Below are 13,762 nucleotides of genomic sequence, written 5' to 3'. Positions count from 1 at the left end.
CTTAATGTTCTGCACGCGCTGAGCGGCTAAATAATTTCATTACCACCAAATAAAACACTGGTACTAAAAACACTGCAAGTATGGTGGCCGAAATCATGCCACCCAGTACACCGGTACCAATAGCATTGCGACTGGCCGAGCCGGCACCACTACTAATAACTAACGGTAATACGCCTAATGAAAACGCCATCGACGTCATAATAATTGGCCGCAGCCGTAAGCGCACCGCCTCTAAAATTGCCGCCGTTAGCTCTTTGCCTTGCTGTTGTAATTCGCGGGCAAATTCAACAATTAAGATGGCGTTTTTCGAGGCTAAGCCCATGGTTGTTAATAGCCCCACCTGAAAATACACGTCATTACCCATACCACGCATATTAGCCGCTATTAACGCACCGATAATTCCAAGCGGTATTACCAGAATAACGGCGAAAGGCACGCTCCAGCTTTCATACAATGCGGCCAAGCATAAAAACACCACCAGTATGGATAAGGCATATAACGCCGGTGCCTGCGAACCCGACAGCTTCTCCTGATAAGAGGTTGCCGTCCATTCAAAACCAATACCGGCTGGCAACTGACTGATCAATTGCTCCATGGTTGCCATGGCATCACCCGAGCTGGCGCCTGGCGCAGGCTCACCCTGAATTTCCATGGCAGACACCCCGTTGTAGCGCTCTAACCGCTGTGGGCCATATACCCAGTTGCTACTGGCGAAAGAGGCAAAGCTCACCATCTCGCCGTTGTTATTGCGGACATACCAACGGTTAATGTCCTCCGGTGTCATCCTAAATTCTGGCTCCGCCTGCACAAAGACTTTTTTTATCCGGCCACGGTCAACAAAATCGTTAACATAGGTCGAACCCCAACCAATTGCCAACGTTTGGTTAATGTTACTTAATGACACGCCCAGTGCCTGCGCTTTTAGCTGATCAACTTCTATTTTCAATTGTGCGGCATCTTCCATACCGTTCGGCCGCACACTCACCAGATTTTGTTGCTTTGCCGCCATGCCTAGTAACTGGTTACGGGCATTAAGAAGTGCGTTATGCCCTACGCCGCCGCGGTCTTGCAAAAATAATGAAAACCCGGTGGCGCGGCCCAGTTCGGCAATAGGTGGCAGGTTAAAGGCAAAAATTTGTGCTTCTTTTACCGTACTAAAAAAACCCGATGCCCGGCCAATAACCGCTTGTACGCTATCGGCTGGCCCACGTTCATCCCAGTCAGTTAGTCGCACAAACGCCAAGCCCATGTTCTGACCACGCCCGGCAAAGCTAAAACCCGATACGGTAAATACCGATTGCACTGCCGCTTCGCTGGTGTAATGGGCGGCCACTTTGTCCATTACCGCTTCGGTACGCTCTTGACTGGCACCGGTAGGTAACTGAATTAAGCTTAAAAATACACCCTGATCTTCTTCCGGTAAAAACGAAGTAGGCAACCGCATAAACATAAACGCCATCACCGCCACGATAACGCCATACACCAGCATCGACCGTTTTGGTCGCGCCAGCATGCCAGCAACACCGCGTTGATAATTGTTATTGGTATGCTCAAACCCGCGGTTAAACCAACCAAAGAAACCGCGTTTGGCATGCTGGCCGCCTTTAATTGGTTTTAGCATGGTAGCGCACAGTGCCGGGGTAAAAATTAATGCGACCAGCACCGACAACGCCATGGCGGTAACAATAGTAATAGAAAACTGCTGATAAATAGCGCCGGTTGCACCGCCAAAAAACGCCATAGGTACAAACACTGCCGACAATACTAAGCCGATACCTACCAGTGCACCGGTGATCTGGCCCATCGACTTACGCGTTGCTTCAACCGGGCTTAAGCCCTCTTCGCTCATTACCCGCTCAACGTTTTCTACCACCACAATGGCATCATCAACCAGCAAGCCAATCGCCAGCACCATACCAAACATGGTTAGGGTATTAATGGTAAAACCAAACAGCGACATAATGCCAAAAGTACCCAGCAGTACTACCGGCACCGCCAGCGTTGGAATTAAGGTTGCGCGAAAATTCTGTAAAAACAGATACATTACCAAAAACACTAAAATAATGGCTTCAATCAGGGTTTGTACTACCGAGTTTATCGATACTTCAACAAAGGGCGTGGTGTCATACGGAATAACCGTCGCTAACCCGGCAGGAAAATAGGGTGCTAATTCAGCCAGCTTTGCTTTTACCGCCGCGGCAGTATCAAGCGCATTGGCGCCTGTCGCCAGCTCTATTGCTAAGCCAGTGGCCATTTTGCCGTTATAACGGGCAATAACCGAGTAGTCTTCACCACCGAGTTCAACCCGCGCCACGTCACTGAGTTTTACCATGGCCCCGTCGGCATTAACCTTTAGCAAAATTTGGCCAAATTCTTCCGCCGTGGTCAGCCGGGTTTGGGCCAGAATAGCCGCATTATATTGCTGGCCAGGTAAGGCTGGCGCACCACCTAACTGCCCTGCTGTGACCTGGTTATTCTGTACTTTAATTGCTGCAGTGACGTCAGCCGGGGTAAGTTGATATTGGTTTAACTTGTCGGCATCTAACCACACCCGCATGGCATATTGGCTACCAAACACCTGCACGTTACCGACGCCATTGGTGCGGCTAAGCGGATCTTTAATATTGGCAACCACAAAGTCGGCAATATCATCCCGCTCCAGGCTGCCATCTTCTGAGATAAAGGCCACCACCATGAGAAAGCCGCCACTGGACTTGGCCACCCGTACGCCATTTTGTTGCACTTCTTGCGGTAATAATGGCAAGGCTTGTTGCAGCTTATTTTGCACCTGTACCTGGGCAATATCGGCATCGGTACCGGTTTCAAAAGTTAGTGTTAAACTAATATTGCCCGATGAATCAGAGTTGGCCGACATGTACATCAGGTTATCCAGGCCGTTCATCGCCTGCTCGATAACCTGCGTTACCGCATCTTCAGCCGTTTGGGCTGAAGCACCGCGATAAGACGCACTAATACTGATGGCTGGTGGTGCAATTCGCGGGTATTGCTCGATAGGCAGCTGTTTAATTGACAACAAACCGCCCAGCATAATCACCAGCGCAATTACCCAAGCAAAAATAGGCCGGTTAATAAAAAAATTGGCCATGGCTTATTCTCCGTCTGCTGCGCTAATTACCGTGACCTTGGCACCCGGCCGCACTTTTTGTAAACCCGTAACAATAACCCGTTCGCCACTATTAAGGCCCGACGTCACCAGCCAGTGTTGGCCATAACTTGCACCGAGAGTAATTGGCCGCAGCACTACCTTATTGTCACTATCAACCAACAGCACCGTAGCGTCACCTTTTGGCGTGCGGCTAACCGCTTTTTGTGGCACCAATATCGCCTGGTCGTCAGTACCATGATGCAGGCGGGCACGAACAAACATACCGGGTAATAAATAAGCATCGCTATTGGGGAATACCGCCCTTAGCGTCACCATGCCGGTACCGGGGTCAACATTGACTTCTGAAAATTGTAATTTACCAGGCTCGTCATAACGGCTGCCGTCATCCAACAGTAATTCAACGCTAACCTTACCTGCCTCATCATCGGCACGTAACTGACGTTTTAGCTGCAATAGCTCGGTGCTGGACTGCGTTAAATCAACATAAATAGGGTCAAGCTGACGGATAGTCGCCAAGCCCTGTGGCTGATTAGCGGTTAACAAGGCACCTTCTGTTACCAGTGAACGGCCAATCTGACCAGCAATAGGCGCCTTTATGTCGGTGTAGTTCAGATTAATTTGGGCCGTTAATAACGCCGCGTCGGCGCTGGCGACGGCCGCATCGGCCTGCATCAGACTGGCATTGGCATCGTCATAATCTTGCTGGCTTACCACATTACTGCCCAGTAAGCCCTTAATGCGCTTAGCTTTTAAACTGGCGTTGTGCTGCAGTGCCTGGGCGCTACTTAACGCAGCATCAGCACTACTTAAGGCGGCCTGATAAGTAGCGGGGTCAATTTTATACAGCAACTGGCCGGCTTGTACTTGCTGGCCTTCGGTAAATAAGCGTTGTTGTAAAATACCGCTAACCTGCGGCCGGATCTCGGCGTGGCGGTAATCAGTAGTACGGCCGGGTAACTCAGTGGTTAATGCCACACTACTTATGCGTAAAGTGACCACAGCAACTTCAGGAACTGGCTGGCCTTGTGCTGCACTGGCCGGGGGCTCGCTGCAACCTGCTAACATTAAAACACTTACGCTTAGTAATGCGGCCAGCGGTTTACCCCACGACGTTTTCAGTTGCATAGTTTATCCTGTATTACCTTTTCGACAGTGTGATACGAGCACGTTTTACCCAAGAGCTAATGTCAGCACACAGCACCTGTCTGCTACATTAAGCTTAGCAGCGTAATATACATACATGGCTGTATGTTATCAAGAAAAAACTACCCTCTTGCGCGTTGTTAATGCCTTTTTACGCTGCAATAGCCAGGTGTATTATAGGAGTAAATATATAAAATAAAGCTTAAAAGCAAGTGGTTACGTCAGAAACGGCCGCTGCTCAGACAAGCCCATACTGAGCACATATGGCAGCTCGGCTTGTTGATCAGCCATAAAGTCTTGTTTGCTGCTAAGCCCCTGCCAGTTAATGGCAATAAGGCTTTGTGCCACGGCGCTACCTAAGCCACTACCCGGCCCCAGCAAAATAATATGCTCAGGTGCAAACTCTTTGACGGCCACTTGCAACGCCCGGCTAAAATGGAAGGTTTCAGTTACCTGTTGGCCTAAGGTATAGGTTTTCAACGCTGCAGCATTAGCCAGATTACCCGGCCAAATAACGCCGCGACCATCAATCAGCGGTAGCTGGGGCGTAGCAAAATATTGCTCACTCCAGCTAGCCTGTGCCTGCTCGGCGGCAGGCAGCATAAGCGGGCTGTGAAACGCCGCATGCCCCGGCAATAATAATGGAAAGCGCTCATCGCAAACAGGCAATGCCTGCATTGCAGCTTGCACTGCACTATGGCTGCCCGCCAGCACAGCATAACCGCCATATTCAATCGACATAAACAACTCGCCGTGGTGTAACTGTAATTGCTCGGCTACTCGGGCTTGCTTGGCCGCATCAGGTTGCCAATCACTGTTAAGCAACGGGTAAATAAATTGTGCCCCGGCTGCATTAGCCGTAAGCTGAGCCATACTGGTTACCAGTAACATGCTGGCTTTGCCCTGCCAGACACCGGCGCAACCGAGTGCGGTATACCAGCCCATTGAATTGCCCGTTAACGCCACGATATCGAATTTATCACGGTTAATCTGGGCAAAATCAATCAGGCCGGCACTAAAAATTAACGCGGCGGCATTGTCAGCTTTTAAATGCTCACGGCTGTTAAATTGCGCGGCAGTATCCAGCGCCGTGATGGTGGGTAACTGTAATTCAGTGCGAACCGCATCAAATTGTTGCAGCAAGCCTGGCTTTTCGGAGTGTGCTTTCAGCTGCTGCTGAATATAGCCTAGCTCGCTGCGGTTATAACTGCCACGCCCCGGACAAACCACCAGCGCGGTTTTTTTTTGGTTCATACTCTACTCTGCTTCATAAAGGCGCACCTGTTGTCGCAGCCGATGGCTTTGGCGTTTGCTCGATAAGCTGCAGCACTTTATCCATAATCTGTTGCTTGGATGGCAATACCGCATAGGCGGCTGTACCGAGCGGTATAAAACTGTCCATAGCGGTGATCCGGCTAAGCTGATACCAGCCCGGCCGTGCTTCGTGCAATGCGGTAAATAGCTCTTCGCTTAGTGAGCCACGGCGACGGCATTCATCAACAATTAACACCTGCTGACACCCGTCCAGTGCTGCCACTATTGCGTCAATATGCAGCGGTACTACGCAGCGTATATCCAGCAACCGCAAATTATACCCGGCGCTTTGTAATTCAGCCGCGGCCTGGCGGCTTAGGTAATAGCCGTTACCATAACTAATAATTGCCAACTGTGGCCGCGCCGCTCGGTTTTGTTCATATGCCGGCCCTTGGTTAAATACTGCCGGCTCGCCCAGCGCTGGCAGTGGCGTATCGGGTGTTGGATAATCGCACAGCCAGCCACCATCGCCTGCACTGAGTAAATCGCGGGTCATGTATAACGCTATGGGTTCTAAAAAAATCACTAGCCGTTTTTGCTCTGCTGCCAGTTGCACCGCCTGGCGCAGTAACAAGGCAGCATCGGCGCCATTCGACGGGCACAACACAATAATACCCGGAATATCGCGGAACACCGCAAAGGAATTGTCATTATGAAAATGACCACCAAACCCGCGCTGATAAGCCAACCCGGCAATACGGATCACCATGGCATTGTGGTACTGACCATTGGAGAAAAACGGTAAGGTGGCGGCTTCACCGCGAATTTGGTCTTCAGCATTATGTACATACGCCAAAAACTGAATTTCAGCTATCGGTAACAACCCTTGCTGGGCTAAGCCAATAGCCATACCCAAAATACTTTGCTCGTCCAGTAAGGTGTTAATAACCCGATTAGCACCAAAAGCATGCACTAAATGCTGCGATACACCATAAACACCACCTTTTTTGCCAACATCTTCGCCAAAAAGCACAACATTGTGATACTGAGCAAACAGATCATGCAACGTCCAGTTTAGTAACTTGGCTAAATGCTGCGGTTTCGCCATGTTGTGTTTATCAAATTCAAACAAGGCACTGCGAATAGCCGGCAGTGGCAATGGCGGTGCCGGCATAGCAGGCTTTACGGGAGCAATAGCGGCCATTATCGCGGCGGCACTGTGCAGTTTTGGTCGGCTGCTGGCGACCTGTGCCACCCGGCTAATTTGGCTGGCCAACTCGGTTATGGCTTGCTGTAATTGCTGGCGGCTAACAATGCCCCGCGCTAGCACACAGGCGGTAGAGGCCAGTAGTGGGTCTAGTTCCAGCTCGGCCGCAACCTGAATTTTACTTCGGTATGCCGCTTCGGTATCGGCACCGGCATGGCCGAATAAGCGCACGGTGGATAAATGTAATAACGCCGGCTGGCGTTTTCTGCGCACATACTGCGCCGCATTGCGGGCTGCGGTATAGCTTTGCGCTAAGTCGCGGCCGTCAGCGGCAAAGTAACGCAGTTCAGGCCGGTCGGCCAGGCTTTGCTCAATCCAGCCCTGCGGCGTGGGCGTTGAAATACCCAAGCCATTATCTTCACAAACAAATAGCAAAGGTAACGGCACATGCTGATAAGCAGCCCAGCACGCGGCATTAATAGCACCTTGGGCGGTAGAGTGATTAGCCGAGGCATCGCCAAAACTGCACATCACAATAGCGTCATGTGGCCAGCTACCTGCCTGGCCTAACCGTTTACTTAAATCGATAGCAAAGGCTGCGCCAACGGCTTTGGGTAATTGCGAGGCAATGGTGCTGGTTTGCGGTGGAATATTTAGCGCTAGGCTGCCCAGCACTTTATGGCGGCCACCAGAAATGGGGTCGTCACTGGAAGCACAAAACGACAATAACATGTCATATAATGGTGTGCTGCCGGGCAGTTGCTTACTGCGTTCAATAAAAAACGCGCCACTGCGGTAATGCAAAAAAGCCGGATCAGTTAAACGTAGTGCTGCCGCAACGGCGGCATTACCCTCATGGCCGGCACTGCCAATAGTATAAAAACTTTGGCCTTTGGCTTGCAGTAAGCGCGATTGCAAATCAAGTAACCGGCTGCTTAGCTGGCTATGCCACAACCGATACAAGACGCTGTCGCTGAGGCTTTGCTGTAAACTGCTCACCGACGGCAAATTGTTGCTATTTATGCGCTGTAAAAAGCTCTCCAGCCACGGATGAAAAGGTTCGGCCACGATTAACTAAACGCCTGTAGCCCGGTTTGTGCCCGGCCTAAAATCAGCGCGTGCACATCATGGGTACCTTCGTAGGTATTAACCGCTTCTAAGTTCATTAAATGGCGCATAACATGATATTCATCAGCAATGCCATTACCGCCGTGCATATCGCGGGCCTGACGGGCAACATCCAGCGCCTTACCACAAGAGTTACGTTTAATCAGCGAGATAGTTTCTGGCGCCAGCAAGCCCTGATCCATTAAGCGACCTGCCTGCAAACAGCCCAGTAAACCTAAACTAATATCGGTTTGCATATCGGCCAGTTTTTTCTGTACCAGCTGGGTTTGCGCCAGCGGCCGGCCAAACTGAATACGGTCAAGGGTATATTGGCGGGCGGCATGCCAGCAAAATTCGGCGGCGCCTAATGCACCCCAAGCAATACCATAACGGGCTTTATTTAAACAGCCAAACGGCCCTTTTAAACCACGAATATCGGGAAAAATAGCGTCTTCAGGTACAGCAACGTTTTCCATAACAATTTCACCGGTAATAGACGCCCGCAACGAAAATTTGCCTTCTATTTTTGGCGCACTTAAGCCCTTCATGCCTTTTTCCAGCACAAACCCGCGAATTTCACCCTCTAGCTTGGCCCACACCACAAACACATCGGCAATAGGCGAGTTGGTTATCCACATTTTACTGCCATTTAGCAGATAACCATCAGCTGTTTTTTTGGCAACGGTACGCATACTGGCCGGATCAGAGCCGGCATCAGGTTCGGTTAAGCCAAAGCAGCCAACCCATTCACCTGTTGCCAGTTTTGGCAGATATTTTTGGCGTTGTGCTTCTGTGCCATATTCATAAATAGGGTGCATTACCAACGACGATTGCACGCTCATTGCACTGCGATAACCGCTGTCGACCCGTTCTACTTCGCGCGCTACCAGGCCGTAACAGACATAGTTAACTGCCGAGCAGCCATATTGCTCTGGCAAGGTAGCACCGAGCAGGCCTAGCTCGCCCAGTTCGGTCATAATTTCACGGTGAAAATGCTCATTGCGGTTGGCCAGTAGCACCCGAGGTTGTAATTTATGTTGACAATACTGATGCGCGGTGTCGCGGATCATTCGCTCTTCTTCAGTTAACATACTGGATAATTGAAACGGATCTTGCCAGTCAAATACAGGGCGGGTCATACCAATACCTCTTAATAAACAACAATAAAATGCTAATCACGTAGCCGTGGGGTAACTATTTAACTATGATCGTTTAACTATAGCCACTTTGATACAGCAAGCCATGGCTTAGCGCAAATTTTAGTGCTCGTCCAACCAGCTGATCTAAACCACTAGTTTAGCGTAAACTGGGCGGTCAACCGCAATATCTCTTTGAGGGTAGGACACTATGTACCTGACTATTGTATTACGCCAAGTGCTAATGCTACTGGCCATACTGGCAATAACCTATTTGGCTGCTGGCATCGGCGCCTTGGGCTCAATTAATGCTGCCAATTTTTACCGGGAACTACAATTACCTGGTTGGGCACCACCGTCTTGGTTATTTGGCCCGGTATGGACCGCCCTATATACCTTGATGGCCATAGCGGCCTGGCTGGTTTGGCGAAGTAGTAAATTTAGCAAGCCCGCGCTACAGCTATATTTCTGCCAACTTATGGTGAATACCTTATGGAGCTGGCTATTTTTTGCCTGGTATCAGGGTGGCTTGGCTTTTGCCAATATTATACTATTACTCGTTCTTATTATTGTTACGCTGGTGAGTTTCTGGCGGCTGCACAAACTGGCTGCTTTACTATTAGTGCCCTATTTACTGTGGGTAGGTTTTGCGGCAGTACTTAATTTTAGTATCTGGCAACTTAATCCCGGTACTTTATAACGCAGCCGATTATAGGCATATCTGACCGGCTGATAACTCAGCCCCCGGCATTGTACGCGCGGGTTTGGGCTTAAGCTTGATTTAAAGCAAAAAACGGGCAAAATAGCATCACAATTACAGGCTTAATTGCGTGCGACAGGGTACAATGTGCGCATTGCAGAAAAAACAGGAGTTTTCATGCCCATTAGTACTCAACATAAAGTTTATCTTCCGGCTACCGCTAAATCTAACCAGTATATTCTGGCAGAAATTAAAGCCACTCCAGAGCTATATCAGCACTTTAGCAGTGAGAAGGCTTGTTACCAGCAATTAAGCCAGCAGTTATTTGCTTTGGCCGACAGCCTGAATTTACATAATGTGCATTTAATTGCCACTGATAAATTACCGGTAGTGCGTTTTCATACCGAAGCCCATGTGTTTCAAACCGCTGAGCAAATTATTTTTTTCTATAATCCAGCCTACCATGAGGCACAAAACCTGTTTAGCCAAAGTGGTTATCAGGCCCGGAAAATTCGCTTACTGTTTTTAGCCACTGGCAACGATATCCGCGCAAATGCTGCAGATTTCCACCAGCGGGTGTTGCAATTATTGCAACAATTTTTACCACAACTGCCGGAGCAGGGTCTGAAAGTTAAGATCCGTGATCATCAGCATTTATCTTACGATTTACTGGCCAAGCAAAAAGGTACCAAAGAAAGCTACGGTTATAAACTGCGAGCGATTGCCGGGCGCTATGCCACCCGCCAGCTTAAGTTACCTGAGCACAGTGCGCTAACCTACGTGCATATTACGCTGCCGCTGAGCCGGGCACTAAAGCAAGAATATGTTGCCAACGACAGTCAAGACTATAGCCCGCTGTATCAGCAACTGGAACAGCAGCTAAAAGTGGCCATTCAGGCGAAAGACTTAAACCGGGTAGCCATTATAGCCAATGGCCTAACACCACTGGTACGTAATAGTAAGTTTGATAAACCCGAAACCACCAGCGAACTGCAATTATTAGGCTTTGATCCAACCAACAATGCGCCGCAGTTTATTAGTGACTGGCAGGGCGATAATTTGGTAGAAGCGGTACATATTTTGATTGTGGCCGGCAATGATGACATGACTGAAACCGGCTATGGCCGTTTTATGAATCAGGTAGAGGCTGGCTTACGCAGTTTTGCTGATAAGTTAGCGCTTAATCCGGAAAAACAAGATTTAACCATTCGCTTTCATCAGCATATTAGCTATAACGACTAATATAATATAAAGCAAAATGACAGCAATACAGGTGTCTGTGATGGAAACAGAAATACCCGACCATTTAAAGCCATTGTGGTTTGATGGCCGGCTATTTCTTACAGGATATCGAACCCGCCTAGCAGCGCGCTGTTAACGCTGTTTCAGCAAAACGAATTACGGGTTTGGCAACTTAACCGATGGCTGAACTGGGCCGCGGCGCCGACTGTTAAATATGCTTGGGCCGGCAATTTTTTTCGCTTCACTCTTGGCGCAGCTGGCTAGTTCGGAAACATCGTGATGGCTTAAACACAGCAGTGGATCAGGTTCTACTACACCTATCGATAATGAAATAAGCGGGTAGAATAATGCCTGGCCAAGCCTATCGACCGCGCTGCAACCACCGGCTGCCAAATGGGCTTCGGTATAATAGTGTTTAACCCGTTCAGTAAAGCGGCACTGAATTTGTGCTAGTGCAGCCGTACTGTTATTGTCGGTAAACACAATAATAAAATCGTCGCCACCAATATGGTAAATATAATCAATGCTAGGCCGCACTTCAGCTTGCAGAATTTTTGCCAGTAGCTCTATTACTAAATCGCCTTTACTATAGCCATATAAATCGTTGTAAGGCTTAAAGTAGTCTATATCAACATAGGCTAAGCTAAACGGAACATTTTGCTGCAATAAGCTATCAATATGCATATTCAACGGCACATTACCCGGCAATAAGGTTAGCGGATTGGTGTAGCGGGCAAAAAATACTTTATTTTCGCTTATTTGTTTTAGCACTTTTCGTACCGAGCCCAAACCATAATAAAGGCCATTGTCGGTTACCAGAAAATGCAGGCTGGCATCATCAGCTTCATCACTGATCAAGCTACTGACATCATCAATCGATAAACTTTTTTCAACCAATAAAGGCGCTTTTTCCATACAAAAATTCACGGCTTTACGTTTATACAAGGCTCGGCCAAAAGTATGTGAAAATTTTTCATTTAACCAGCCACGGCTAACTACCCCAACCGGCCGGCCGGCGTCGTCAATTACTGCAATACAATGCAGACTTTTGTCATTAGCAAACAGTTCAGCCACTTGCAACGCAGGTGTATCTTGCTGTACAGCAGGGGTAACAGTGATAACCGGATCCAGCGCCTGGTTTAACGTTAACTGATTGTTAGCCAATAGCGGCGCCAGGGCAGCAACGTTGTTCTGAAACTCGACCTGTGGGCGGCCTAGCAAATATCCCTGGCCATATTCGGCGCCCAGTTCGCGACACATTTGCAACTCTTCACTGGTTTCAATACCTTCGGCGATAATGCTGCAACCGGTGTCTTTGGCTATTTCAATAATGTTTTTTACAAAGGCTTTTTTAACTGGGTCTTGGTGTAATTGATCAATAAAATAGCGATCTATTTTTACGATATCAGGCTGTAACTCTGACCAAAGCCGCAGACCGGAAAAACCACTGCCTAAATCATCTATGGCAATTTTAAAGCCAAACTCGCGATAGTGCTTAACTGCATTAATAAACAGCTCGGTGTCCTCTACCTGAAACTGCTCTGATAGCTCTATTACAATTCGCTCCGGTGCAAGGCCAGCGGCTTCAATCATTTTTTTGGTTAAACCAGATGGATGATCAGAGGTCAGCAGCAGCAACGGATTTACATTTAAAAATAATAAGCCCTCGGCACCGGCTTTGGCAAAGGCGTTAATGCTAAGTTCGCGGCATAATAGCTCTAGCGGCTCCAGCAGGTTATAACTAATGGCGGTTTTAAATAAATTACCGGGCGAGTGTAAAGCACTATTCGAAGGCCCACGGATTAGTGCTTCAAAACCAAGGTTTTTACCATCAGCCAATCGCACAATCGGTTGAAATAACGGTGTTAGCCGCTTATTGGCCAGAATATGGCGCAGCTCGTCACGATGGTAATCGCTAATACCCAAGATGGTTACTCTTTTAGTTAGCTAACAGCTCGAGCCAACACTCTCCATGGCAATTCAGAACATCCTTGCAGGCGGGTAGATTAAGTAAGTAATGTTACAGCAGCATGACAAGCGTTTACACCATAGCGGTCTGTACCATATTTGGTAATTCACGCTAGCCCATTTTAAATATACAAAAAGCAAAACGCCAACCCGAAGGTTGGCGTTGTAGTAACACTTTACCCGCAATAATTACGCTTTAGTTTTATTGCGACGTAAGCCAAACAAGGCTAATAAACCGGCACCAAAAGCGGCCAGAGTAGTAGGTTCAGGAACGGCTACTGATACATCACGTCCTGGCGAAGCAGTTACTTGTACGTTATCAATAAAATTACCCTCAGTGCCCGCAGTTAATGATCTAAAACGTAAAATAGAACTAGTAGATGTGGCAGTAAATGTATTTTCGAATTTAGTCCATACGTCCTTAGCATGCCCGCTAATATCCCATTCTAAACCTGGTACCGATACCTCAAAACGTTCATCGTTGTTATTACGAGCGCGATAAAAAAAGCTTAGCTCATATTGGCGATTAATTTCTGTAGCAAAGGTTTGGAATATTGACCAATCACCTACATTAGCACCATGGGCATTTAACTCAATAAAATGGTCGCCACTGACAGCCATAACACCATTTAAAGCATTCCAGATTTCAATATTGCTACCTTGCCAACCAGCCACGTCGCTACTGCTTAAAAAGGTCCAGGAGTTGGGATCAATTTGGTTTGATTCAAAGTCGCCGTTAGTAATTAATGTAGCTTGGCTGCTAAAACTGGCAGCTATCAGTGTTACAGCACCCAACAAGGTGCGAATAGGTGAAAATGACATCTTGATCCCTCAAAAATTATGGTTAATGGTTATAAAACAATCATATCATACCAGTA

General features: G+C 48.2%; 9 protein-coding genes. 2 read left to right on the top strand and 7 right to left on the bottom strand.

The window, feature by feature from the left end:
• Window position 1: 1 nt before the first annotated feature.
• The 5 genes from VT06_RS08485 to VT06_RS08465 form a co-directional block, all read right to left on the bottom strand.
• Window positions 2–3,106, bottom strand: a complete 3,105-nt coding sequence (locus tag VT06_RS08485) for an efflux RND transporter permease subunit (RefSeq protein WP_046553867.1) — start codon at window positions 3,104–3,106, stop codon at window positions 2–4.
• A 3-nt stretch (window positions 3,107–3,109) separates the two neighbouring features.
• On the bottom strand, window positions 3,110–4,252 hold the full coding sequence (locus tag VT06_RS08480) for an efflux RND transporter periplasmic adaptor subunit (RefSeq protein ID WP_046553866.1): 1,143 nt from the start codon (window positions 4,250–4,252) through the stop codon (window positions 3,110–3,112).
• 234 nt (window positions 4,253–4,486) lie between these two features.
• A complete protein-coding gene (locus VT06_RS08475; protein WP_046553865.1) occupies window positions 4,487–5,524 on the bottom strand; it encodes a malonyl CoA-ACP transacylase in 1,038 nt (345 codons plus the stop codon).
• Between the two features lie 13 nt (window positions 5,525–5,537).
• Window positions 5,538–7,799, bottom strand: a complete 2,262-nt coding sequence (locus VT06_RS08470) for a dehydrogenase E1 component subunit alpha/beta (protein WP_046553864.1) — start codon at window positions 7,797–7,799, stop codon at window positions 5,538–5,540.
• Window positions 7,800–7,801: 2 nt separating this feature from the next.
• Entirely contained in the window at window positions 7,802–8,977 is a 1,176-nt protein-coding gene (locus tag VT06_RS08465) for an acyl-CoA dehydrogenase (protein WP_046553863.1), read from the bottom strand.
• 208 nt (window positions 8,978–9,185) lie between these two features.
• Here VT06_RS08465 and VT06_RS08460 point away from each other — a divergent pair, with 208 nt between their 5' ends.
• Both VT06_RS08460 and VT06_RS08455 read left to right on the top strand, forming a co-directional pair.
• Window positions 9,186–9,674 carry a TspO/MBR family protein gene (locus tag VT06_RS08460; protein WP_046553862.1) on the top strand — a complete coding sequence of 163 codons (489 nt, stop codon included), beginning with the start codon at window positions 9,186–9,188 and terminating at the stop codon, window positions 9,672–9,674.
• A 177-nt stretch (window positions 9,675–9,851) separates the two neighbouring features.
• Complete coding sequence (locus tag VT06_RS08455) at window positions 9,852–10,916, top strand: DUF3083 family protein (protein WP_046553861.1); 1,065 nt, start codon at window positions 9,852–9,854, stop codon at window positions 10,914–10,916.
• 156 nt (window positions 10,917–11,072) lie between these two features.
• On the opposite strand, the gene VT06_RS08450 is transcribed toward VT06_RS08455, so the two are convergent.
• Window positions 11,073–12,842, bottom strand: a complete 1,770-nt coding sequence (locus tag VT06_RS08450; RefSeq protein ID WP_046553860.1) for a GGDEF domain-containing protein — start codon at window positions 12,840–12,842, stop codon at window positions 11,073–11,075.
• 231 nt (window positions 12,843–13,073) lie between these two features.
• The gene (locus VT06_RS08445) at window positions 13,074–13,706 is read right to left on the bottom strand and encodes a DUF642 domain-containing protein (protein WP_046553859.1); all 633 of its coding nucleotides are present in this window, start codon (window positions 13,704–13,706) and stop codon (window positions 13,074–13,076) included.
• Between the last annotated feature and the right edge of the window lie 56 nt (window positions 13,707–13,762).

Origin of the sequence: Arsukibacterium sp. MJ3 (assembly GCF_000987765.1) — a bacterium.
Classification (GTDB): domain Bacteria; phylum Pseudomonadota; class Gammaproteobacteria; order Enterobacterales; family Alteromonadaceae; genus Alishewanella.
This window is presented reverse-complemented; position numbering and strand designations above follow the sequence as displayed.